The sequence below is a fragment of the Aliagarivorans marinus DSM 23064 genome, from assembly GCF_000429485.1.
Taxonomy (GTDB): Bacteria; Pseudomonadota; Gammaproteobacteria; order Enterobacterales; family Celerinatantimonadaceae; genus Aliagarivorans; species Aliagarivorans marinus.
Genome location: NZ_AUBY01000009.1, coordinates 29,127 through 51,163, shown reverse-complemented (window position 1 = coordinate 51,163; position 22,037 = coordinate 29,127). Strand labels below are relative to the sequence as shown.

Sequence of the window (22,037 nt, the reverse complement as noted above, 5' to 3'; positions counted from 1 at the left end):
CGCCTTGAGGGTTCAATAAGTCCATTGTTGAAGCGAAATCCCAGCCAGGAGATCCCACACTAAACAAGGTAATCCGGGCCGCGGATTATACATCATTGCTCCCACGCCAACAGCCTTAGGCGCGCTTGCGATACTCCAGCGGGCTCATACCGGTTTTGTTCTTGAACAGCTTACTGAAGTGCTGGGGATAATCGAAGCCTAGGTCGTAGGCGATTTGGCTGACTTGCTGATCGCTGCCCAATAGCTGATTGCGAGCCCGCTCGATCAGGTAGTCCTGAATATGCTGCTGCGCCGTTTGGCCAGTCTCGCTTTTCAGCAAATCACTGAGGTAGTAAGAGGACATATTCATTGCTTCACTGAAATACTTCACTGTCGGCAGGCCGAGCTCTTGGGTTTTGCCGGATTCAAAGTAATCGCGTAGCAGCTCATCGAGCTTGCTGACCAAATCGAGGTTATGATTGCGCCGCACATAGAACTGCCGCTCGAAATAGCGAGTACAGTAATCCAGCAACAAGCCAATATTGGACACGATCAGCTTCTGGGTATGCTTATCAATATTCTGTTGGTACTCCTGCTCAATCTGACTTACCAGCTCTGCCAGCACCCGTTTTTCTGGCTCTGAGACATGCAGCGCTTCATGGGTTTCATAGGAGAAGAAGGAGTATTGCTCTATCGAACGCCCCAGCTCAGAGCGGCGGATAAGGTCGGGGTGGAACAGTAGCACCCAGCCGCTCTCACCATCCATTTCTCGGGTGTTTGAATAACTCTGCGCCTGGCCTGGTTTGGTAAACACCATGGTGCCTTCGTGAAAGTCGTAGCTATTGCGGCCATAGAGGATATCGCCTTTGATACCAGACTTGAGAGCGACCTGATAGAAGCCAAACACATAGGTATGGTCGCCATAGTCATAGCCGGTGACTTTCTCGTCGATGGGAATCAACGATACCAGCGGATGACGCGGTGATGGCAGACCCAGTGCTTGATGGATCTCAGCGATGCTGTCGAGGCGAACAATATCATTCATAGCAGCAGACGATTTAACCAGTGAGTACATATCAGTTTACCGCAATCACCCGTAACTTCAGTGATTCAGCCAATCTTTGGTAGGCCTGCTCCACCGGAGTTGGATCCCAAAAATGCACTCCCAGACCGGTGTACTCCTCATAAATAGTCAAGCGAGTCCCACTGTCGATGGGCTCCAACAGGTAGTTATGATCGAAGGTGAGTATGCCCCAATAACCGCCCACCTGATTGAGGTTGTGCATCGCGTGGATTTGCTTCACCCGGGCACTCATCTCGGCCGTGGTCTGCTGATCTTGTTGGAAGCGATAGCGCAGAGTGTTGCCCTCTGCCAACTCGCCTTCCAGCGGCACCAACACCGGATTCCACTCAGAATAGGCGTCGGTATCCATCAATACCTGCCAAACCTGCTCCGGTGGCGCTGGGATATCCACCGTGGCCGTCACCGACTTAACACCGAGCATCGAGCTTAGTGATGCGGCTGCTACTAAAAATGTCGCCATAACTCGTTTACGCATTCGCGCCCTCGTTATTGGGTGAGTAAAAATGAGTTGATGAAGGGCTGGGATATACCACCAGCCCGTTAGACTATTGGCCTCGCCGCTTATTGCGGCAGTAACATCTGCTGCATATTCTGCAGGAACTCATCGCGTGGCTGTCCCAGCTTCATCTCCAACAGCATCTGCGCATCGGCACCCACCGCGTTGTGGATGGGCATATCTTCGGTAGCACAGCGATAGATCAGATCGGCCACCTGCTGAGGGTCAGCGTCCTCACCACCGTAACGGAGCATCTGTTCTGCTAACCCACCGATATGCGCCGCCATGGCTTGTGCTTGGTCTTGCACTTGCTGATCACCGGCGCTAAAGGCATTGTCGGTAGCTGCGTTAAAGTTAGTGCCAAATGCACCGGGAGCGATGGTGTTCACCTTGATATTGAAGGGCGCCAACTCAATCGCCAGACCTTCAGACCACCCCTGCACCGCAAACTTGCTGGCTGAGTAGGTGGTGGCAAAGGGCAAACCTATCTCCCCGGCCATCGATGTCACATTGATGATTCGTCCACCGCCTTGCTGACGAAAATGCGGCAGCAGCGCCTTGGTAAGGCGCATAGGACCATACACATTGGTGTTGAACATCGCGTCGATTTGCGCTTCTTCAAACTGTTCAAACAGCGCATGACCGCCATAACCGGCATTGTTCACCAGTACATCGATAGCGCCAAAGCGTACAAAACCCTGGTCAATGGCCTGCGCAATGCTGTCGGGTTTGGTCACATCCAACGCTGTCACCAACACATTCTCAAACTTGGTTAGTTCGCTCTCTTTCTCCGGCGAGCGCATGGTGGCAATCACATTCCAACCAACTTGCTGAAAGGTGCGCACCGCCAAGCGGCCAAAGCCTGAACTGCAACCGGTGATAAGTACGGTTTTATTTGTCATAGTCATTCCTTACTTCATGTATTTATTGAAAAATTCACTGAGTTTTTGGGGAGAGGTACCCAGCCAGTCGTAGGCAGCGGCTCGGTTCTTGGCCAGATCCAGCCACAGCATTTCTTTTTCCCCGCCGATTAGTTGGTAGTACTCGCGTACCGAATCCATATTGGTCCACGGGTCATTGGAGTTTTGAATCACTAAGGTCGGTACGTGGATATTGGGCACGTATTCAAAAAAGGAGTCCGACAAGTCGGCACCGCCGCGTTTGATGTTGTAGGCGTTCACTCGACGAGTCAGAAAATCGGGCATACCCATCGCCTTCATGTAATCGAGGTAGCGCAGTGGCTGCACCGAGATCAGCGCTTTAATGTTTGAGTAGCTCTGCAGGCCACCGGGCAATCCATAGGCGAAGGCCGTGGCGCTGGTGCCCATACAGATACTGAGCAGGCCGATATCTGCACCCTGGTAGTCGGGGTGTTGGCTGATAAAGTCCACCGCCGCAACCACATCCTTCGCTTCTTCACAGCCCCACGCTATATAAGGACTGGTGCCTTCTCCACTGTTGCCGTGGTTGCGCAGGTCATACATCAGTAGCGAGTAGCCTTGCTCGACCAGCGACTTGGCTTGACGCAAAAACGAGATGTTTTGCTTGTATAGCTTGGGGAAGCCCTTGCCTTGCGGGGTATAGCCAGCGCGGCTGCACTGCACACCAAAGTGAGATTGGATAATCACCCTATCGCTGCCGCCGTGAATCAACCAGCCCGATAAACTCACACCGTCGGAGGTGGTGAAGGTGACATCCTGATAGTCCAAGCCATATGCGTCCGGGCTTTCGAACACCGGCGCTTGACCGCCGAGGGTCATCATATTGGTCACGTATTTAGTCAGCATCGTAGTCTCCTTTTTTCAGGCGAAGTCGGGTTAAGCAACAACCCGCTCAGTCTACGAAGCGCTGACTAAATCGACGTATACATCTTCAGGAAAGATGTATACATCCTTAAAACTGACTTAGATGGGAGGGCAGGCACAACCCATTGGTTATGCCTTTACAAGGAGCGACGTGTTAGAAGTGGTAGGTGACACCTGCCGAGACAATAAAACGCTCGGTTTCGTCGTAGAAGTTGATGTTAGAGTCGCGCTCACTGAATGAGATGATCCCGGTGAAGGCCCAGTCCTGCCAACCAAAGATATCGGCGTACTCGTAACCCATGGTTAGGCCCCACTGGTCATCTTCGCGGGTACGATTAAACACCGGGTGGCTGGCATCGAAGTCGTAGTTGCTGTACTCAGCCGACAGTGAGTAGCGATGGCGCCCGATAAAGCGGACATAGGTGGCGTCAGCCTGCCAGCGCGTGTAGCTCATGGCATCACCGTCAGCATCGAAGACTTGATAACGTAATGCAGGTGCGAGTATTGCTCCCTGCCCCACAGGCAAGCGGTAGCTTAACCGGGAGTACCAACCATCGCCATCGCGACGCAGCGCGTCCATATCATCCGCGGCAAGGGCAGCCCCAGAGCGTTCTTTATCCACCTCTTGCTCAAACCACGCAAGGTCCAGATTGAGCTGGCTGCCCAGAATATTGTCATACTGCAACCGCACCGCATTGCCTGAGGCGTCAGTCTCCTTACGGGCCGCATTCAACACAAATGGATCTTCCCAAGTTTCATCGTTGACCACGGTAGGAAGATAAGACAGCGCGATGCTGGAGTTTGGGCCAACCTCTCGCTTATAGCCTGCTTCCAGCGCCACCAAGCCGGTGATTACATCTTCCCGCGCGGTACCTAGAAACAGCTGGCTCTTGGCCCCTTGACCGAAGGTGTAGCGCAGCTGCCCCAGCGGAAAAACCACAATACTGCTGTCTGATTCACCGCGGCTATTCAGCTCACCGTTTTTGACCGCGTTGTCGGTATTAAAGTTACTCTCCTGCGAGCTATAACCGGCTAACACAGACAACTCGCCATCGAAGCCGTGCTCGGCCAAGGCCGCCTGCGAGCTCTCACTCACCATTGCCCCGCTCACAGCCACGCTCAGCACCATCCCTAGATACTTCATCCTTCACTCCATTGAAAACTACTTTAACTGTTAAAGATTAGCAGCACTGGTGAGCGAACCATGGCAGTTTGATGAATAATGACCTTCAGTTGGCCTGTCGTACCAGCGAGCGTGTAGTGGGAAAACGCAGCTGACCGTTGATAATCAAGTTGCCAGCAATCACCAGCAGCATCCCCAGCAGTGACCACAGCGACCACTGGTAGCCCTCAAACAGCGCCGACAAACTCAGCGCCACCAGCGGAAACAACACTGTGGCGTAGGCCGCTCGGGTTGCCCCAATCCGCGCCACCAGCATCAAGTAGGCAGTAAACGCGAAGATCGACCCAAATACGCTTAGATAAACCAAGGCTCCCCAGTAAGTGGGCGAGCTGGGCAGCACCGGCGCTTGGCCGGTTATCAGTAGGATCAAGCACAACAGCAGCGAGCCATAGCCCATCCCATAAGCATTGGTGGTCAGCGGCGAGAGCCCCTGCAAGCTATTGCGCTTCGAGATCATATTGCCCAGAGAGAAGAACAGTGTGCCCAAAGCCGCCAACGCAACCCCTTTTACCACATGCTCTGATTGGGTTTGCCGCAATTCTGGCAGGAACAGCACCAGCAGCCCTACCAGCCCCACCAACCCCGCCACCAGCACCCGCACGTCCAATTTCTCGTGATAAAACAGCCGATTGCCCAGCGCATTGTACAAGGTAGCCAGAGAGAAGATCACCGACACCAGCCCACTGGGAATGTACAAGGTTGCATTGTAAAAACAGATAAAGTTAAGCGAAAACAAGCACATGCCTTGGAGCACCACAAAGCCTTGGTCGCGCTTGCTCAAGGGTTGCAGGCGTCCGGTCAGCTTTAATAGCGGCCAAAACAGCAGCGCAGCCAAGATAAAGCGATAGGCCACCGACACCACCACGGGCGCTTCACCCAGTTGAAAATAGATAGCCAACCAGGTGCTACCCCAGATCAGCACAGTACTGAGATACAAAAACAGATTCATTGCCGCTTCCTTAGCAAACAGCATGCATTCCAACAACGAACCAGTATTGTGCGCCAGCTTGCTCATCAGGATTTGCACAATCTTGCGCTTAGTTAAGGGGCCAAAAGGTCTGTGGCTTGCCAGCACCGACCGACGCAGTTAGGGTTGAAGCATGAAGCAGCAAAGCGTGTTTGAGACTTTATCGCGCTCTAATGCCAAGCTCAGGGCCGAGCGACGAATCAACCAGTCGCTACGCGTGGCATTTTGGAGTAACGATAGCGACCGGGTGCACTATCAAAAAGACAGTGTGCACACCCTCGCCTTTTATCTAAGGGGCGGAGAAGGCAGCCGCCGGGTCGATGCAGGTTATCGCCAGCCCAAGCAGCATGGTAGCAGTGGCGTGGTGTGCCTGCTGCCGCAAGGGCAGTGCTCCAGCTGGGAGATCTCGGCACCGTTTCAATTTGCCCACCTGTATTTTCGCGAGCAAACCATCAAGCGCTACGCCCAGCGCGAGCTGGATATCGACCCGCGCCAAGTGGTAATGCCGGAGCTGACTTTTCATCGCAGCCCCGCACTCAATCAGCGCTGCCTCGAGCTGTTTACTACTCCACTGGATGACGACCCGCTGAGTTTTGAACAGGCGAGTAACCAGGTATTTGCCGCCCTGCTCGACGAGGCGCTACCCGCCAAGGCGCAATTTCAAGGGGGCCTTGGTAGCCGTGAGAAGCGGATTGCGCTGGATTACCTGCATAGCCACTGGGCCGATAAGATTGTGCTGGGCGAACTCGCCCAACAGTGCGGGCTCAGCGAGTTCCATTTCCAGCGCATGTTTAAGCAAAGCCTCGGCTGCTCTCCAGCCGATTATCAATTGGAGCTGCGACTCAGCCAAGCCCGCCAACTACTGGCCGCTGGCTTCAGTGCCCTGCAGGTTGCCATGGAGTGTGGCTTCTCCAGCCAAGCCCATTTTAGCCGCCGCTTTCAGCAGCAACTGGGGCTAAGCCCCAGCGCTTATCAAAAAAGCCTTCGCAACTAGGCGAGCGCTTGCTGGTAGGTCGACAGCAAGCCACGCGGCGCAACCGCGTTGAGTGCAATCAGGTGCAGCATCTCATCCACCGTGGTACAACAGTCAGCCAAGATACTCACCTGATACTTCTCCGCCGCCTTAGAGATAGCGGTATGGGTGACACAGTTTTGCGTCATCATCCCGCACACCAGTAGCTCCTCCACCTGCAGCTCGCTTAACACCGCTTCCAGCCTGGTTTGCTCGAAGCTATCGGCAAAGCGCTTGATCACCACCTCGGCATCGGGCGCGGCGCTCAGGATTTCCGGGTGGATGGCTGCGCCCTCGGTGTCTTCGTTAAAGAATGGTGCCAAGCCGAGTGCCGGATCGGCGATATGTTGGATATGGATTACCGGCACATCGTTTTGCTGGGCCAGCTCGATAGCGCTTTTGATATTGCTTAAGGTTTGCTCTGTATTCCACAGCGGATACAGGCCGCCGGGAAAGTAGTCATTCTGTAGATCGATAATTAACAGTGCTTGCTTAGCCATGTGCTTGCCTCGGTTGTGTTTGCGACCAGTTAAGTATCGCCACTATTCAGCGCCCCATCGAGTGGCTAAAATGACAACTACTAGTTTGAATCGGACAAGCTACTTATGTGCAGTGATGTTAGCGGGGATAGCGAGATATCTAACACTCAAGTTGTGATCGTGCATTACCCCCAAGCCTTGCAATCGGCGGTATTTGGCTTGCAAGAGGCCTTTCAGCTGGCTAACCGCGCATGTGGCGAGCTCGCGCTCCAGCACAGCTTTACCCCAGTGGTATGCGATTGCACCCAACTCTCGCCTTCCCCAAGCGACCTAGTGATACTGCCACCCAGCCTGCAGCAAGATTACTATCTCAAACCAGATAACAGCTTGCTGACTTGGCTACAACAGCAGCACCAGCAAGGCGCTGTTCTGGCGTCCGCCTGTGCCGGGAGCTTTATCTTAGCGGCAGCTGGCCTGCTAAACGGGCGCAGCTGCACCACCCACTGGGGCTTGGCGGAGCTATTCAAGCAACACTACCCGACACTTTCTCTTCGCCCGGAGCGTTTGCTTATCAACCATGGCGATATCGTCACGGCAGGCGGGATGATGGCCTGGGTCGACTTGGCACTCGAGCTGATTGGCCAAACCGCCAGTGCTCAAGCCATGCGGGCGGTGGGAAAGATGCTGGTAGTGGATACCAGCCCACGTGAGCAGCGTTACTACCAGCAGTTCCGCCCTAACCTGCAGCATGGCGATCAGCCCATCTTGGTGATACAGCAGCAACTTAGTGACCAGCTTGCCCAAGCACTGAGCGTGCAGCACTTTGCCGAACAGGCCTGTATGAGCCAACGCAACCTGCTGCGCCGCTTTAGCAAAGCCACCGGCTTCAGCCCTCAGCAATACCTACAACGACTGCGGGTACAGCAGGCCTGTGAGTTATTAGAAAGCACCACCCAATCTAGCGAGCAGATCGCCCTAGCCGTGGGCTATCACGATCATGGGGCGTTTAGAAAAACCTTTATCCGGGTGATGGGCCTGAGCCCAGCGGCGTTTCGCCGACGCTTTGCCTAGGGCGAGTTGGCAAGCTCAGGCTGATAAGCCGCCGTTCCCCATAGCGGCACCGTCGACAGGGCATGCTTGTAGCTACCGTTGATCTCCTTGGTGGAGTACGACAGATACATGAGGGTTTGCGATTGTGGGTCGTAGATACGGCGTATCTTTAAACTCTTAAATAGTATGCTCTTTGACTTCTTGAACACCACCTCACCAGAGTCGGAGCGGTCGATAGACGCCAGCATCTGTGGGGTGATCTCGCCGGTTTGACGACAAGCGATGCTCATATCAGACGGATCGGACCAATCCAGATCGGCAACGATGTTCGAGATATGACAGGTAACCCCTGGCACTTGCGGGTCCTGCATCACCTCTACCTTGATGTCCTTGGTGGTAAGCAAGCCCAGCGACACGCTGGCAACTTCCTCCTTCCTGCCACACCCCGCTAACATCAACGATATACACACACTGAGCACTACAGCCTTCACGATTTCATCCTTTTTCCACGGGTTCTGGTTGCGATAACTGTTTTATACATTAACTACCCGGAAGGGACATCAATAAAACATCATTAGCAAAAGTAATAGAAAACACTAAATTAACTAATCTTGGCCAGATATTATCCCTAAAAAATCATACAAATACGGTTTATATAACCATTAATTATTCCCACATCGGGATCGATATCAAAAACATATATAATCTTACTGGTAAACCACCCCTGATTTCTCGACAATCCCAGTGTCGTTGAACAAAGCTTGTTCGACAAGCTCAAGCAACGCAACTGAACATCAAGGCCTACCTTGACCTATAACAACTCTCTTTTAGGGGAAACATCGTGACCAACGAGACCTCAACCGCATTTCGTACTGAAGAAGACCTGCTAGGTGAACTACAGATCCCAGCTGGTGCTTACTACGGCGTACATACTCAACGTGCCGTAAACAACTTCGACATCAGTACTCAAACCATCAGTGACTACCCTGAGTTCATCATGGGTATGGTGATGGTAAAGAAAGCGGCAGCACTGGCGAACGGAGAGATTGGAACCATTAAACAGGAAGTTGCTGACGCCATTGTTAAAGCTTGTGACAAGATTCTAGAAGAACGTGTATGCCTGGATCAGTTCCCCGTGGACGTATTCCAAGGCGGTGCAGGTACTTCGGTAAATATGAACACCAACGAGGTTATCGCTAACCTTGCATTGGAACTGATCGGCGAAGAAAAGGGCAATTACGACGTCATTAACCCTAATGATCACGTAAACAAGAGCCAATCGACCAACGACGCCTACCCAACTGGCTTCCGTGCTGCATCTTACTACTACACCAACCAGCTGCTGGCACAAGTAGAAAGCCTTGCTGATGCCATGGAAGTAAAAGCACAAGAATTCCAAGACGTACTGAAGATGGGCCGCACCCAGCTTCAAGACGCAGTGCCAATGACCTTGGGTCAAGAATTCCACGCCTTCGCCGTGACCCTGCGCGAAGAGCTAAAAAGCATCAAACTGATTCAAGAGCTGCTGCTGGAAGTAAACCTGGGCGCAACCGCTATCGGTACCGGCCTGAACACCCACGAAGCCTACTCGAAGATGGCTATCGCTAAGCTGGCTGAAATCACTGGTTGGGGCTTCAAGCCTGCCGAAGATCTGGTAGAAGCGACCTCAGACTGTGGCGCTTACGTAATGCTGTCTGGCGCGCTCAAGCGTTGCGCAGTGAAGCTGTCTAAGATCTGTAACGACCTGCGTCTGCTAAGCTCTGGCCCACGCGCTGGCCTTAAAGAGATCAACCTGCCTGAACTGCAAGCGGGTTCTTCTATCATGCCAGCCAAGGTTAACCCAGTAATCCCAGAAGTGGTAAACCAAGTGTGCTTCAAGGTTGTGGGTAACGACACCACCATCGTGATGGCCGCTGAAGCCGGTCAGCTGCAGCTGAACGTGATGGAGCCAGTACTGGCTCAGTCTCTGTTCGAGTCTATCCACCTGCTGGAAAAAGCCTGTGTGGCACTGAAAGACAAGTGTGTGGTTGGCATCACTGCTAACCCAGAGATCTGCTTGAACAACGTGATGTCTTCTATCGGCATCGTGACCTTCTTGAACCCATTCATCGGTCACCATAACGGCGACAAAGTGGGTAAGATCTGTGCCGAAACTGGTAAGAACGTGCGTGAAGTAGTCCTGGAACTAGGTCTGCTGAGCGAGCAGGAAGTGGACGAAATCCTGTCTGTTGAAAACATGAAGAATCCAAAGTACATGGCAAAACTGTACAAGTAAGCCGGTACCGCGAGACTAAAAAAGCCAGCGCCTAGCGCTGGCTTTTTTGTATTAGCAAAACCTTAGTCAAACGCGCTAGCCATCCACTTAGATCGCGAGCAATTTCAGCTTTTCCTAAAACTTCTAACTAACTCAAACTTCCACGCATACAGGCTTGAATTACTGATCGTCCACTCGGTAGCCGCCGTTGAATCGCTGTCAACAACACATAAAGGACGAACCTATGAACCGTTTTGCCCCTGTAGGGCTGGCAGCCCTCGCAACACTCACGATTGCCGCATGCAGTGACGACGATGATCACGTAGCCGCAGAAGCCGTATTGCGAATCTTTCACGCCTCACCGGACGCCCCAGCTGTAAACGTTTGGCTAGATGGTAGTCCCGCTCTAGAAGGCGTTGACTACCAAGCCAGTTCAGGGCAAATCAGAGTGGCTGCTGGTAGCCACACTGTACAGATTGATGCCATTTTAGCTGATGATTCTACGCTGACAGTACTGCCTGAAACCACGCTAGACCTTGCCGAGAACATGGAATACAACGTGCTCGCCATGGGCCGCGCGGCTGAGATTGGCAGCGGCAACGACACCGAGTTCGGTCCGCAGATCGTGGCTCGAGATTACCTGATGCCAGAAGGCGCGCGAGTTCAAGCCATCCACGCCTCCCCTGACGCGCCCACCGTCGATGTGTTTATCACCGCACCGGGTGCCGACCTAAGCGGAGAGATGCCCTTTGCTGATGACTTGGCCTACACCATGTACAGCGATGCCGTCGAAGTCCCGGCTGGCGATTATCAAATCCGCATTACCGATATGAGCGATAGCAGCATTGTCTACTTCGACTCCGGCACCGTTAGCGTACCTGCAGGCGGAGACTGGGTAGCAGCAGCGGTTACCAATACCGATGCTGGCGGCTCACCGGTGAGCTTGGTGGTAGATACAGGCGCAGCATCGCTAGTGGTACAAAGCGCTGATAGCACTGCCAACTTACGAGTGGTTCACACCATCTCTGATGCACCGGGAGTCGATATCTGGGTAAACGGCACCGCGCCAGATGCCAGCAGCCCGCTATTTAACCTGATGTACAAAGAGTTTACCGATTACCTCGCCCTTGATGTCGGCATGAGCTACGACTTTGCGGTTGGCGTAAACGGCAGCGACCCAGTAGTGGTAGTCGACGCCCTAGGCCTTAGCGACGTGATGCTCGATGCAAACACCAGCTACAGCGCCATCGCGATTGGCAACCTTGGTGATATGCTGGATAACGATGAAACCTACGTGGTCGTGGACGCTAACACTCGCCGCGTCGCCACCGAAGCCAAGGTGCGTGCAATCCACGCCTCAACACTGGCCGGTAATGTCGATATCTATATCAGCGAAGACGCCACCCCAAGCATGGACGATATCATCCTCGAAGGTGTGGCTTACAAAGGCGATAGCACCGTGCTGTCAATTACTCCGGGAGCTCGCTATGTGATGGTAACCCCTGCAGGCGATGACACCGTGATTGCAATTGGCCCAGTGGAGTTCCCGTTTGCGGGCAACACCCTGACCACCATTATCGCGCTGGACGACCCAATGAGCGCAACCGGTGTTAGCGCAATTAGCATCGACGACTAATCACCTAGGGTGATACAGCAAAAAGGGAGGCTCAGCCTCCCTTTTTGAGTCAATGCGTTTAGGTCAATGCGCTGCTAACCGCGCAGCACCCGCACCCGGAACTTACGCCCTTTCATGGTGCCGCTTTCCAGCCGCTTAAGCGCGGGCTTAAAGGCTTTACGGGTCACTGCCACAAACGCGGTGTTGGCCATCACTTTAATCTTACCTACCTGATCGCCAGCAATGCCCTGCTCGCCGGTTAACGCGCCCAAGATATCGCCCGGACGCAGCTTCTGGCGTTTACCGCCATCGATCTGCAGGGTCATCATCGGTGCTGGCTGCGGCTGTTGGTTAAGAATGGCTGCATCAGGCAAGGCGGTGGTTGGCAGGTCGTAGCCCAAGTAATCGCCGAGCAGCGCCATCTTGTAGTCGTCTTTATCATCGAAGAAAGTACACGCCAGACCTTCACTCCCGGCGCGGCCAGTACGGCCAATCCGGTGAATATGCACCTCAGTGTCATGGGCCACTTGGAAGTTCACCACCAAGTCCAGGGCCTGGATATCCAAACCGCGCGCGGCCACATCGGTGGCTACCAAAATCGACACACTGTGGTTGGCAAAGCGCACTAAGGCCTGATCACGGGCCTTCTGTTCCAGGTCGCCATGCAGCGCCAGCGCGCTAAAGCCATGCACCGCCAACTCGGAGGCTACTTCCTGCACCTGCTGTTTGGTGTTACAGAACACCACGGCGGCCTGCGGCTGTTGCTCCAGCAGCACCCGACGCAGCGCGTCCACCCGGTCAGCGAGGGCGACATGGTAGAAATGCTGTTTGATTGCCTGCTGGTTGTGGGTCGACTCCACCTTAATGTGCTCCGGCTCGCGCAGCACGCTAGAGGCAATCCACTGGATCTGGCTGGGGAAGGTGGCGCTGAACAGCAGGGTTTGACGCTCGGCCGGGCTGGCTTCAACCACGCTATCGAGCTCTTCTTTAAAGCCCATCTCCAGCATTCGATCGGCTTCGTCTAGCACCAGTAACTTAAGTTCGCTCAAGTCCAAACGCTGCTTGCGGATATGGTCATCCACCCGCCCCGGCGTACCGACGATAATATGTGCGCCATGCTCCAGCGAGCCGATCTGCGGGCCAATCGGGGTACCGCCACACAGGCTCAATACCTTGATGTTATGGATAAAGCGCGCCAAGCGGCGGATTTCTACCGCAACCTGATCGGCCAGCTCACGGGTAGGACACAGCACCAAGGCCTGTACCCGAAAACGCTTCACATTGAGGTGATGCAAGATCCCTAGCGAGAACGCCGCTGTTTTACCCGAGCCGGTCTTGGCTTGAGCAATCACATCTTTGCCCGCCAAGATAGCCGGCAGGCTTTGCGCCTGAATCGGCGTCATCTGCTGATAATCCAGCGATGTCAGGTTCTCCAGCAGTGCCGTAGATAAAGGAAGTTGGGAAAAAGAATGCTCGCTCACGACAGCTCCTGAAAGATTACCCGGTTAATCGATACCCCCAGCGATTAACGCCAGCGGTCAAAGGGCGCAGAGTATAGACTTTTGCGCGAGCCTCGTCGCCTGCTTTTTCAACAATCAGCAAAAAATTGCTTCCTCGCTAATCTAGCTGACAGTAAGCAGTTGCTGCTGACTACGCTGCTTAATCGGAATATGCAGCAAGGTAGCCAGCGCCCCAAGAGCGATACCGCAATACCAAATGCCATCGTAGCTGCCAAAGCGCTGATACAGCCAACCGCCTAGCCACACCCCACTAAAACTGCCTAGTTGGTGGGAGAAAAACACCACGCCATAGAGAAAGCTCATATAGCGAGTACCGAACAACGCTGCCACCAGGCCCGAGGTCGGCGGCACCGTCGCCAGCCACAAAAAGCCCATGCAAGCGCTAAACACCAATACTGAGGTTAACGACATCGGCAGCAACACGAATAGGCTGATCGCCACCACTCGCCCGGCATAGATAAGGCTGAGGATGCGCGCCATCGGCCGACGGCTTGAAAGCAGCCCCGAGCAATAGGCGCCAATCACGTTACACAAACCAATCATACTCAGGCTCCAGGCCCCCACCTGCGGAACAAAGCCCTTGTCCACCAGATAGCCCGGCATATGCACAGTAATAAAGGCCACATGAAAACCACACACAAAAAAGCCGATGGTCAGCAGGCTGTAGGAGGGCACTGTTAGCGCTCGCCGCAATACCTCCATAAGGCCCAACGACAGCTCTTGCGGTTGAGAGCTGGCGCTGTTCGCGCCACCAAAGGGCGTAAGAGGTAGGGCAAAAATCGCCATTAACAAGGCACAGATCCCCAACAGCTGCAGGGCCATAAACCAGCCACTTAACTCAATAAGCTGCTGCATGATCGGCACCAGCAAGAACTGGCCAAAGCTACCCGCAGCGGTGCCCAAGCCCAAGGCCCAGCCACGCTTCTCCTCTGGGACCGCACGCGCTATCGACGGCAATACGATGCCAAAGGATGTACCGGCAATGCCCGCTCCCACCAGCAAGCCGGCGCTGGAAATAAGCTGCCACTGCTCGGCTGAATGGGCCATTAGCAGCATGCCCACGCCATAGAACAGCACACCCGCCAGCAAGACCTTCAGGTTGCCAAAGCGATCGGCCAGGCCACCGGCCAATACCGCCACCGCGCCCCAGGCCAGATTTTGGATGGCCAAGGCCAGCGAGAACACGTCCCGCCCCCAGCCATTGGCCTCAGACATCGGCTGTAAGAACAGCCCGAAGCCGGCCCGATAGCCAAACGAGAGCATCAGCAGGAAACAGGCGCTCACCAGCACCGGAAGGTAACGGGTTTGATCGTTGGTGATGTTGCTAGCAGGCTTAGGCTTCACGGGGCTCTCCATCCTTGAGATAAACACCGTGGTCGCGCTAGCGACCCGGCGGGCTACCCAGCATGGACTAAATCCCGAATAACTGCGAGATATTCGTCTGGATCTGCTGGCTCATCTGAGCCAGCGGCTCGCCACGCAGCTCGGCCACTCGCTGGTAGATATGGGCGATATAGGCAGGTTGATTGCGCCGCGACTTAGGCTTGGGCTTAAGGTCGCGCGGCAGCAAGTAAGGCGCATCAGTCTCTAGCATCAGTCGATCGGCAGGGATGTGTTTGACTAGCTGTTGCAGCTCTTGGCCACGGCGCTCATCGCACACCCAGCCGGTAATCCCGATATGCAGACCCGCATCCAAGCAAGTATCCAGCGCCACTCGATCACTGGTGAAGCAGTGCAGCACCCCGCCCACCAGCTTGTCCTGCCATTGACGGTAGATCTCGATAAAACGTTGATGGGCGTCGCGCTCGTGCAGCAGCACCGGGAGTTGCAGCTCCGCCGCCAGCGCTAGCTGGGCATCGAAGATCAGCTCTTGTTGCTCGGGAGGCGAAAAGTTGCGGTTAAAGTCCAAGCCACACTCGCCCACGGCCACCACTTGCGGCTGCTGCCATAGGGCCTTTAGCGCCAGCAGATCGTTTGGCGTACAGGATTTAGCATCATGCGGGTGCACCCCGGCGGTGGCGAAGCAAAAGCCCGGCCACTGGGTGGCCAGCTCGGCGACTTGCTGGCTCTCGTCGATATCCGAGCCCAGTAGCAGCATGCCGCTTAGGCCAGCGGCTTGGGCATCTTCAACCACCTGCTGGCGGTCTTTGTCGAACTGAGAGCTGGTCAGGTTAACCGCGATATCAAACATCAATCTAGCTTTGCTCGGCGTTGTCTTGTTGTTTGCCGTCTTGAGCCTGTGGGCCGGCCTCATCGCGCGGGGTGTAGAAGCGGGCCACAAACAGGCCTAACTCAAACAGCACCAGCATCGGCAGCGCCAGCAGGGTCTGCGAAATCACATCCGGCGGAGTAAGCAACATCCCAACCACAAAGGCGCCCACCACCACGTAAGGGCGTTTGGTCTTCATCTCCTTCACGGTGGTTGCGCCGGTCCACACCAACAGCACGGTAGCAATCGGGATCTCAAAGGCCAGACCGAAGGCGAAGAAGATTTTTAATACGAAATCGAGGTAACTGGCGATGTCAGGGGCAACAGTCACCCCTTCCGGCGCCACCGAGGCGAAAAAGGCAAAGGCTAGCGGGAATACCACGTAGTAAGCAAAGGCAACGCCGGCATAGAACAGCAGGCCAGAGCCAATTACCAGCGGCACCAGCAACTTACGTTCGTGCTGATACAGGCCGGGTGCTATAAAGCCCCACACCTGTCCCAGCAGGTAGGGCATCGCCACAAAGATGGCGGTCACTAAGGTCAGCTTAATCGGGGTAAAGAATGGCGATGCCACATCGGTAGCGATCATGGTGCTGCCCTCCGGCACCACCGCCAAGATGGGCGTGGCCAGCAGGGTATAGATATCGTTGGCAAAATAAACCAGCGCCAAAAACACCACCAACACCGCCACCACGGCGCGCAGCAAACGGCTGCGCAGCTCAATCAGGTGGCTGATGAGCGGCATGGCTGAATCACTCATGGGGCTTGTGCTCACTATTCGGGAAGGTTTCCGCTTCTGGCTTATCGGCCTTGGCGGAGTCAGCTGCTTGCTTAGTTGTTGATGGGGTTTCGCTGTCGTCAGCTTGCTCGGCCCGCGGCGCATAAGGTCGGGTTACCTCATCGGCGCGCGCCCGCAGTTCGTCGAGGCTCTCTTTGAGACCGCTATTGGCACCGTTGAGGCTTTCCAATCCCTGCTCTTCAGCCTTTTTTAGGTTGGCGTGCAGTTCATCGATCTCCAGCTCTTGTTTAAGCTCGGTACCCACTTGGGAAACGCTCTTTTTCACCGCGTTAACGGTTTTCAGTACGCTACGAATCGCACCGGGCAGACGCTCCGGCCCTAAGATCAGCAAGCCGATGCCAGAGATGACAATCAGCTCCCAAAAGCCAATATCAAACATGCTTAGCCTTGCTGCTTATCTTGCTCTTCAACAGACTCTTTTTTCTGAGCGGTGGCTTCATCGAGTTGCTTAGGGTCTTTCTCATCCTTCATCGCATCTTTAAAGCCTTTCACTGCCGTGCCCAAATCACCGCCCATACCACGCAGTTTTTTGGTGCCGAACAGTAGCACTACGATTACAGCTACAATCAATAGCTGCCAAATACTGATACCACCCATGTCTACTCCTTTTGACTCTTTCTCTAAGCTATTTTAACTCACGCCAGCCAGCTCCGGCTGAAACCAGGCATACCACCAACAAACCACCAGCAAGTAAGGGCTGGTCGCTGTAAAGAACCGCGGCCGACACCAAGCTGGCAGCCGCGCCAATACTTAACAAAAGACTACGCTGGCGCCTGCGCTGGTGCAACCAATATTGGTCCACAAGCTGTTGAAATTGTTGCTGGTGCTGCCGGGCTAACTGCAGGTTATCGACGATCAACTCGGGCAGCTGAGGCAACGCCTCCAGCCATTGTGGGGCCTTCTCTTTGACCGTCTTCAGTAGCGCCTCGGGGCCGACCTGTTTACGCATCCATGATTCCAGATACGGCTTGGCAGTCGCCCACAGGTCCAGTTGCGGATAGAGCTGTCGCCCTAAGCCTTCGATATACAGCAAGGTCTTTTGCAACAGCACCAGCTGCGGCTGCACTTCCATATTAAAGCGCCGCGCGGTATTAAACAGGTTCAGCAGCACATGGCCGAAGCTGATCTCAGCCAACGGTTTAGCGAAGATCGGCTCACACACCGTGCGGATCGCCGCCTCAAACTCTTCCACCTTGGTATCGGCTGGCACCCAGCCGGAGTCGATATGCAGCTGAGCCACCCGGTGGTAGTCGCGGTTGAAAAAGCCCAAGAAGTTCTCGGCCAAGTAGCGTTGGTCTTGTTTATTAAGAGTGCCAACGATGCCACAGTCGATCCCAATGTACTGCGGGTCTTCCGGGTGCTCGCGGCTAACAAAGATATTGCCCGGGTGCATATCGGCATGGAAGAAGCTGTCGCGGAACACTTGGGTGAAGAACACCTCGACACCGCGCTCGGCCAATAGCTTCATATTGGTGCCTTGGGCTTCCAGCTCGGCAATATTGGAGACCGGTACGCCGTAGATCCGCTCCATCACCAACAGTTGGCGGCGGCAGTGGTCGCTATAGACCTTGGGCACATACAGCTCGCGCGAGCCATCAAAGTTGCGCTTGAGCTGAATGGCATTGGCCGCCTCACGGCTAAGGTCGAGTTCATCGACCAAGGTCTTGCGATACTCTTCAACCACTTCCACCGGGCGCAGCCGACGGCCATCTTTCGAGAAGTAGGCAATCAGTCCGGCAAAACGCTTCATCAAGGCAACGTCAGATACAATAGTGCGTTCGATGCCCGGACGGATCACCTTCAGCACCACCTCTTCATCGTTCTCTTTTAACCGAGCGGTATGCACCTGCGCCACCGAGGCAGAAGCCAGCGGCTGTAAGTCGAAGTCACTGAACAGGCTGTCGATATCACAGCCCAGCGCTTGCTCTATCTGCTGCTTGGCTTGCTCTCCCGGGAAGGGGGCGACTTGGTCTTGCAGCAGCGCCAGCTCCTCGGCGATATCCAGCGGCAGCAGATCGCGGCGGGTCGATAGCATCTGGCCAAACTTCACATACACCGGCCCCAGCTCTTCCAAGGCGCGGCGGATCCGCTCACCCGCTGGTTTGTCGGCATGGCGATTGCGCCAAAACAGCATCATGCCGCGCGCCATCCGCAGCGGCTTGGGCCACAGGCTTTCCGGGAGTAGCTCATCGATGCCGTAGTGGCAAAGGGTGCGGCTTATACGGTAGAAACGGGCAAACTCTTTCGGGGTCATTCGGCCAAGGCCTCCACCCGGGCACTGAGGGCCTCGAGGCGATCTTGCAACTGCGCCACCTGCAGCGCCCAGCGCTGATACTCGCCATTGCCCACCAATAGCTGCCACTCATCGCGCGCCAACTCGGCGACATGAGCAGGGCTCTGCTCGGCTAAAGACTTGATAGTACTTTGCAACTGTTTAAACGCCCTTGCGGCTAAGTGCGCTGGCGCATCGCCGATAACCGACGAGAGTTTCTCTTCCAGTTGCGGTTCGAGTTTGAGGAACAGATCGGCAAACTGCTGGGCCAGTTTGATGTCACCCTCCACCTGCAGTTTGTCTTGCTTAAGTAGTTCGGGAAGGCGCTCAGATTGGCTTAATTCGGGAAGGCTGGAGATATGCAGGCTCAGGCCACAATCCACCTCGCCTTCATACTGACCGAGAACATCGAGTTGCTGCTCACTGACCACAAAGAACAAGGGCTTCAGTGGCCGCAGCTCAATGCGTAGAACTTGTCCCTGTAGCTCACTGCGTCGCTGGCCGCTGGCTTGATCCAGTTGCAGTAGTTGGTTACTGAGGGTTTCCAGCCCCGCGGTCAGCAGATTATCAAACGGCATGGCCACTCCTAAAACTTGTAGCCGCGATGAAGGGCGACAACGCCTCCAGTGAGGTTGTAGTAGCCGACGCTCTCAAAGCCCGCCTGCTCCATCATCTCTTTGAGGGTATCTTGGTCGGGGTGCATGCGGATCGACTCGGCCAGGTAGCGATAGCTTTCAGCATCGTCGGCAATCACCTGTCCCATTTTGGGTAGCAGGTGGAAGGAGTAGGCATCGTAGGCCTTCGACAGGGCTTCCTGCTCGGGCTTGGAAAACTCCAGTACCAGCAGTCGACCGCCGGGCTTAAGCACCCGAAACATCGAGCGCAGCGCCGCATCTTTATCGGTCACATTGCGCAGGCCAAAGCCAATGGTCACCAGGTCAAAGTAGTTATCCGGGAACGGCAGGTTCTCGGCGTTGGCTTGCACATAGTTAATGTTGCCAGCGATACCCATATCGCGCAGCTTGGCGCGACCAACCTTCAGCATCGAATCATTGATATCGGCCAGCACCACCTCGCCTTGCTTGCCGACAATGCGCGAGAACTTGGCGCTCAAATCGCCGGTACCACCTGCTAGATCCAGCACCTTTTGCCCCGGACGAATGCCGCTGCAATCGATGGCGAAACGCTTCCACAAGCGGTGGATACCACCTGACATCAGGTCGTTCATTAGATCGTATTTGGCAGCTACCGAGTGGAACACATTGGCGACCATGCCAACCTTGTCTTCCTTGTTAACAGTTTGATAGCCGAAGTGGGTGGTTTCCTTGGTTTGACTCATAGCGATTCCTGCTTAAACAACACCAGCTAGTGTACTTGAGCTGTGGCTCGGCGCAAGCACAGTGCTCACGCCGAAGAAACAAGCAGTTAACAAAGCGGCCCGAAGGCCGCTTACTCACGTCTCCTCCCCCTCTTGCCGGGGCTTGTAGAGCAATCCCGCGCCGCGGTTTTTCATCTCCGCTTCAGACGGCGGCGCATCCTGCAGTGGGGTGCGCATAACACCGTCGGGGTCGGCGCCGATATCCCGGTACAGATGCGGATTCAGTCCGTCAATACGTAGTGCGCGACTCTGCTTGTCGACTAAGCGTCGCTGTAACATCCGCGCATACCAAAGATGCAAACTGTTGGTGAAGGGTGATAGGTCCATCTCGTTCTCTCCTGAGTGAAGAGCCCGATATCAGCGGTCGAAAAAAGAAGCAAAAACCAAGAGGTGTTACGTGATGCTCCGAACCGCTGATCTCGCGGCTCGGATAACAAAAAGTGATTACCGGAGCTCGCGCGACGATGAACCTGATCGTTTCATCGCTGGGTTTAACGCAAGGTTAAACACACAGTTCAGCGCAACAGGGGATGAGGACATCTGCAGATGGCTAGTGAATGTAGTCATGATGTTCTCCCTGTTAGTAGCTGCCGGAACGTTTAATCTACCGTAGTCTACAATTTAAGCAATACATTTTTTGAGCGAATTTGGAAATAATTCAGAGGCTTATATGCGTGCCCATGGTCACTTTAAGATTCTGGTAGAGCCGCAGATGATCCTAGCCAGCCTCCACGGCAGCTGGAACAAACGTTGCACCGAGGACTACCATCGCGCCTTTCAGCGCTGCGCCGATCAGCTCGCGCCCGAGCCCTGGCTGGGTATCTTTGATGCCCGAGACTGGCAATTGCTTACCCGCGACTGTTACCCGATTATGAGCCTGCAGTTCGAAGACAGCCTGCGCAAAGGCTTGAGCCACAGTGTTTTTTTAGTCTCAAACCCCGGGCTTTCCTCCTTTGTCCACAAGCAGATCGACTACCAGCGACCAAGCCGAGAGCAAGTGGCCTTTCTACAGACCGCCTCGGTCGATGAGGCGCTATCTACCATCGCAGGCTGGGGCTGGGAGCTCAGCGACGCCTTCCTTCAAAAGCTAGACCGTAAGCTGTAGACAATCTCACTGCTCGTTTCCTTATCTACCCACCTAATACCAATGTCTACCTTTAGATTGTCGACAATCACTTGAAGGGATTGTCGACACCGCCTAATCTTTAACCACTTCGCAACATTAGGCGCAAATATGCAAAACCTTCGCAACATTGATAAACAGAGCCTGCTCTCTCAAGACCTTGGCGAACTGCTCACTGAGGCCATCGTACAAGGCGTTATCCCGCAGGGCTCAAAGATCTCCGAACCAGAGCTAGCCCGCCGCTACGGGGTCAGTCGCGGCCCGCTGCGCGAGGCCATGCTGAAGCTGGAGGGGATCGGCTTAGTGGAACGCATTCCCCATGTGGGCGCTCGAGTCGTTGAGTTAAATTGTCAACAATTACTCGATATCTACACCATTCGCGAACCCTTAGAGGGGATGGCTTGCCGCTTGGCCGCCGAGCGTCTCACCCAACGCCAACTCAACGAACTGCACGATCTACTGGAGCACCACCAGCAGTATCTCGACGACAACCACGGCGAGGCCTACTTCGACCAGCAAGGCGACTTCGACTTCCACTACCGGATTATTAAGGCCACCGGCAATCAGCGGCTGGTGACCTTGCTATGTGATGAGCTCTACCACCTGCTGCGGATGTACCGCAGCACCTCCGCCCGCCAACATGCCCGCCCGAAGCGCGCCTTACAGGAGCACTGGGCAATCTGGCAGGCACTGAATGACCGCGATGGAGAACTGGCCGAGATCCTGATGCGCCGGCATATCAGCCGTGCCCGCAAGGTGATCGAACAGCTCTCTTCCCCCGACAGCTAAACCCTACAAACAACTAAGCCTTA

24 protein-coding genes are annotated in these 22,037 nt (G+C 54.8%); 6 read left to right on the top strand and 18 right to left on the bottom strand.

The genetic code is table 11. From position 1 onward, the window contains the following. Positions 1-115: 115 nt before the first annotated feature. The 6 genes from G461_RS0102075 to G461_RS23015 all read right to left on the bottom strand — a co-directional run bounded on the left by G461_RS0102075 (position 116) and on the right by G461_RS23015 (position 5,496). Positions 116-1,024, bottom strand: a complete 909-nt coding sequence (locus tag G461_RS0102075; protein ID WP_026970580.1) for a helix-turn-helix domain-containing protein — start codon at positions 1,022-1,024, stop codon at positions 116-118. Positions 1,025-1,055: 31 nt separating this feature from the next. Further along, entirely contained in the window at positions 1,056-1,538 is a 483-nt protein-coding gene (locus G461_RS0102070) for an SRPBCC domain-containing protein (protein WP_084428936.1), read from the bottom strand. An 86-nt stretch (positions 1,539-1,624) separates the two neighbouring features. Continuing rightward, positions 1,625-2,461 carry an SDR family oxidoreductase gene (locus tag G461_RS0102065; protein ID WP_026970578.1) on the bottom strand — a complete coding sequence of 279 codons (837 nt, stop codon included), beginning with the start codon at positions 2,459-2,461 and terminating at the stop codon, positions 1,625-1,627. Positions 2,462-2,470: 9 nt separating this feature from the next. After that, complete coding sequence (locus tag G461_RS0102060; protein WP_026970577.1) at positions 2,471-3,346, bottom strand: alpha/beta hydrolase; 876 nt, start codon at positions 3,344-3,346, stop codon at positions 2,471-2,473. Between the two features lie 172 nt (positions 3,347-3,518). After that, positions 3,519-4,508 carry a DUF2860 domain-containing protein gene (locus G461_RS0102055; RefSeq protein WP_026970576.1) on the bottom strand — a complete coding sequence of 330 codons (990 nt, stop codon included), beginning with the start codon at positions 4,506-4,508 and terminating at the stop codon, positions 3,519-3,521. 85 nt (positions 4,509-4,593) lie between these two features. Further along, the gene (locus G461_RS23015; RefSeq protein WP_051333296.1) at positions 4,594-5,496 is read right to left on the bottom strand and encodes a DMT family transporter; all 903 of its coding nucleotides are present in this window, start codon (positions 5,494-5,496) and stop codon (positions 4,594-4,596) included. Positions 5,497-5,647: 151 nt separating this feature from the next. On the opposite strand from G461_RS23015, the gene G461_RS25325 reads away from it, so the two are divergent. After that, positions 5,648-6,508, top strand: a complete 861-nt coding sequence (locus tag G461_RS25325) for a helix-turn-helix domain-containing protein (protein ID WP_026970575.1) — start codon at positions 5,648-5,650, stop codon at positions 6,506-6,508. On the opposite strand, the gene G461_RS0102040 is transcribed toward G461_RS25325, so the two are convergent. Beyond that, the gene (locus tag G461_RS0102040) at positions 6,505-7,026 is read right to left on the bottom strand and encodes a cysteine hydrolase family protein (RefSeq protein ID WP_026970574.1); all 522 of its coding nucleotides are present in this window, start codon (positions 7,024-7,026) and stop codon (positions 6,505-6,507) included. The genes G461_RS25325 and G461_RS0102040 overlap by 4 nt on opposite strands. 105 nt (positions 7,027-7,131) lie before the next feature. Between G461_RS0102040 and G461_RS0102035 the strand changes: the two genes are divergently transcribed. Beyond that, positions 7,132-8,076, top strand: a complete 945-nt coding sequence (locus G461_RS0102035) for a GlxA family transcriptional regulator (protein ID WP_051333295.1) — start codon at positions 7,132-7,134, stop codon at positions 8,074-8,076. Here G461_RS0102035 and G461_RS0102030 read toward each other — a convergent pair. Continuing rightward, entirely contained in the window at positions 8,073-8,510 is a 438-nt protein-coding gene (locus tag G461_RS0102030; RefSeq protein ID WP_084428966.1) for a CreA family protein, read from the bottom strand. The genes G461_RS0102035 and G461_RS0102030 overlap by 4 nt on opposite strands. Positions 8,511-8,896: 386 nt before the next feature. Between G461_RS0102030 and aspA the strand changes: the two genes are divergently transcribed. After that, on the top strand, positions 8,897-10,330 hold the full coding sequence (gene aspA, locus G461_RS0102025) for an aspartate ammonia-lyase (RefSeq protein ID WP_084428932.1): 1,434 nt from the start codon (positions 8,897-8,899) through the stop codon (positions 10,328-10,330). 223 nt (positions 10,331-10,553) lie between these two features. After that, a complete protein-coding gene (locus G461_RS0102020) occupies positions 10,554-11,945 on the top strand; it encodes a DUF4397 domain-containing protein (RefSeq protein ID WP_026970570.1) in 1,392 nt (463 codons plus the stop codon). Between the two features lie 74 nt (positions 11,946-12,019). Here the strand turns inward: G461_RS0102020 and dbpA are convergent, their stop codons facing one another. The 10 genes from dbpA to G461_RS0101970 all read right to left on the bottom strand — a co-directional run bounded on the left by dbpA (position 12,020) and on the right by G461_RS0101970 (position 20,429). Further along, on the bottom strand, positions 12,020-13,405 hold the full coding sequence (gene dbpA, locus G461_RS0102015) for an ATP-dependent RNA helicase DbpA (protein WP_026970569.1): 1,386 nt from the start codon (positions 13,403-13,405) through the stop codon (positions 12,020-12,022). Between the two features lie 141 nt (positions 13,406-13,546). Then, positions 13,547-14,788 carry an MFS transporter gene (locus tag G461_RS0102010; RefSeq protein WP_245587133.1) on the bottom strand — a complete coding sequence of 414 codons (1,242 nt, stop codon included), beginning with the start codon at positions 14,786-14,788 and terminating at the stop codon, positions 13,547-13,549. Between the two features lie 67 nt (positions 14,789-14,855). Next, positions 14,856-15,635, bottom strand: a complete 780-nt coding sequence (locus tag G461_RS0102005; protein ID WP_026970567.1) for a TatD family hydrolase — start codon at positions 15,633-15,635, stop codon at positions 14,856-14,858. Between the two features lie 4 nt (positions 15,636-15,639). Next, entirely contained in the window at positions 15,640-16,413 is a 774-nt protein-coding gene (tatC, locus tag G461_RS0102000; protein WP_026957442.1) for a twin-arginine translocase subunit TatC, read from the bottom strand. Beyond that, the gene (gene tatB, locus G461_RS0101995; RefSeq protein WP_026970566.1) at positions 16,406-16,831 is read right to left on the bottom strand and encodes a Sec-independent protein translocase protein TatB; all 426 of its coding nucleotides are present in this window, start codon (positions 16,829-16,831) and stop codon (positions 16,406-16,408) included. Before tatB ends, tatC begins: the two co-directional genes overlap by 8 nt. A 2-nt stretch (positions 16,832-16,833) precedes the next feature. Next, positions 16,834-17,049: a Sec-independent protein translocase subunit TatA gene (tatA, locus tag G461_RS0101990; protein ID WP_026957441.1), complete on the bottom strand. Its 216-nt coding sequence runs from the start codon at positions 17,047-17,049 to the stop codon at positions 16,834-16,836. Between the two features lie 28 nt (positions 17,050-17,077). Next, the gene (gene ubiB / locus G461_RS0101985) at positions 17,078-18,706 is read right to left on the bottom strand and encodes a ubiquinone biosynthesis regulatory protein kinase UbiB (RefSeq protein ID WP_026970565.1); all 1,629 of its coding nucleotides are present in this window, start codon (positions 18,704-18,706) and stop codon (positions 17,078-17,080) included. Further along, the gene (locus tag G461_RS0101980; protein ID WP_026970564.1) at positions 18,703-19,302 is read right to left on the bottom strand and encodes a ubiquinone biosynthesis accessory factor UbiJ; all 600 of its coding nucleotides are present in this window, start codon (positions 19,300-19,302) and stop codon (positions 18,703-18,705) included. Before G461_RS0101980 ends, ubiB begins: the two co-directional genes overlap by 4 nt. A gap of 8 nt (positions 19,303-19,310) precedes the next feature. Then, a complete protein-coding gene (gene ubiE, locus G461_RS0101975; protein ID WP_026970563.1) occupies positions 19,311-20,063 on the bottom strand; it encodes a bifunctional demethylmenaquinone methyltransferase/2-methoxy-6-polyprenyl-1,4-benzoquinol methylase UbiE in 753 nt (250 codons plus the stop codon). Between the two features lie 114 nt (positions 20,064-20,177). Beyond that, positions 20,178-20,429, bottom strand: coding sequence for a hypothetical protein (locus G461_RS0101970; RefSeq protein ID WP_026970562.1), 252 nt, complete (start codon positions 20,427-20,429; stop codon positions 20,178-20,180). Positions 20,430-20,772: 343 nt separating this feature from the next. Here G461_RS0101970 and G461_RS0101960 point away from each other — a divergent pair, with 343 nt between their 5' ends. Both G461_RS0101960 and G461_RS0101955 read left to right on the top strand, forming a co-directional pair. Next, a complete protein-coding gene (locus tag G461_RS0101960; protein WP_157360214.1) occupies positions 20,773-21,207 on the top strand; it encodes a hypothetical protein in 435 nt (144 codons plus the stop codon). Positions 21,208-21,336: 129 nt separating this feature from the next. Next, positions 21,337-22,014: a GntR family transcriptional regulator gene (locus G461_RS0101955; RefSeq protein ID WP_026970559.1), complete on the top strand. Its 678-nt coding sequence runs from the start codon at positions 21,337-21,339 to the stop codon at positions 22,012-22,014. The last annotated feature ends 23 nt before the right edge of the window (positions 22,015-22,037 follow it).

What these genes read in the sequence shown, in the direction of transcription:
- G461_RS0102075 (WP_026970580.1), bottom strand. Translation starts at nt 1,024, where the DNA reads ATGAATGATATTGTTCGCCTCGACAGCATCGCTGAGATCCATCAAGCA.
- G461_RS0102070 (WP_084428936.1), bottom strand. Translation starts at nt 1,538, where the DNA reads ATGCGTAAACGAGTTATGGCGACATTTTTAGTAGCAGCCGCATCACTA.
- G461_RS0102065 (WP_026970578.1), bottom strand. Translation starts at nt 2,461, where the DNA reads ATGACAAATAAAACCGTACTTATCACCGGTTGCAGTTCAGGCTTTGGC.
- G461_RS0102060 (WP_026970577.1), bottom strand. Translation starts at nt 3,346, where the DNA reads ATGCTGACTAAATACGTGACCAATATGATGACCCTCGGCGGTCAAGCG.
- G461_RS0102055 (WP_026970576.1), bottom strand. Translation starts at nt 4,508, where the DNA reads ATGAAGTATCTAGGGATGGTGCTGAGCGTGGCTGTGAGCGGGGCAATG.
- G461_RS23015 (WP_051333296.1), bottom strand. Translation starts at nt 5,496, where the DNA reads ATGAATCTGTTTTTGTATCTCAGTACTGTGCTGATCTGGGGTAGCACC.
- G461_RS25325 (WP_026970575.1), top strand. Translation starts at nt 5,648, where the DNA reads ATGAAGCAGCAAAGCGTGTTTGAGACTTTATCGCGCTCTAATGCCAAG.
- G461_RS0102040 (WP_026970574.1), bottom strand. Translation starts at nt 7,026, where the DNA reads ATGGCTAAGCAAGCACTGTTAATTATCGATCTACAGAATGACTACTTT.
- G461_RS0102035 (WP_051333295.1), top strand. Translation starts at nt 7,132, where the DNA reads ATGTGCAGTGATGTTAGCGGGGATAGCGAGATATCTAACACTCAAGTT.
- G461_RS0102030 (WP_084428966.1), bottom strand. Translation starts at nt 8,510, where the DNA reads ATGTTAGCGGGGTGTGGCAGGAAGGAGGAAGTTGCCAGCGTGTCGCTG.
- G461_RS0102020 (WP_026970570.1), top strand. Translation starts at nt 10,554, where the DNA reads ATGAACCGTTTTGCCCCTGTAGGGCTGGCAGCCCTCGCAACACTCACG.
- G461_RS0102005 (WP_026970567.1), bottom strand. Translation starts at nt 15,635, where the DNA reads ATGTTTGATATCGCGGTTAACCTGACCAGCTCTCAGTTCGACAAAGAC.
- tatC (WP_026957442.1), bottom strand. Translation starts at nt 16,413, where the DNA reads ATGAGTGATTCAGCCATGCCGCTCATCAGCCACCTGATTGAGCTGCGC.
- tatB (WP_026970566.1), bottom strand. Translation starts at nt 16,831, where the DNA reads ATGTTTGATATTGGCTTTTGGGAGCTGATTGTCATCTCTGGCATCGGC.
- tatA (WP_026957441.1), bottom strand. Translation starts at nt 17,049, where the DNA reads ATGGGTGGTATCAGTATTTGGCAGCTATTGATTGTAGCTGTAATCGTA.
- ubiB (WP_026970565.1), bottom strand. Translation starts at nt 18,706, where the DNA reads ATGACCCCGAAAGAGTTTGCCCGTTTCTACCGTATAAGCCGCACCCTT.
- G461_RS0101980 (WP_026970564.1), bottom strand. Translation starts at nt 19,302, where the DNA reads ATGCCGTTTGATAATCTGCTGACCGCGGGGCTGGAAACCCTCAGTAAC.
- ubiE (WP_026970563.1), bottom strand. Translation starts at nt 20,063, where the DNA reads ATGAGTCAAACCAAGGAAACCACCCACTTCGGCTATCAAACTGTTAAC.
- G461_RS0101970 (WP_026970562.1), bottom strand. Translation starts at nt 20,429, where the DNA reads ATGGACCTATCACCCTTCACCAACAGTTTGCATCTTTGGTATGCGCGG.
- G461_RS0101960 (WP_157360214.1), top strand. Translation starts at nt 20,773, where the DNA reads ATGCGTGCCCATGGTCACTTTAAGATTCTGGTAGAGCCGCAGATGATC.
- G461_RS0101955 (WP_026970559.1), top strand. Translation starts at nt 21,337, where the DNA reads ATGCAAAACCTTCGCAACATTGATAAACAGAGCCTGCTCTCTCAAGAC.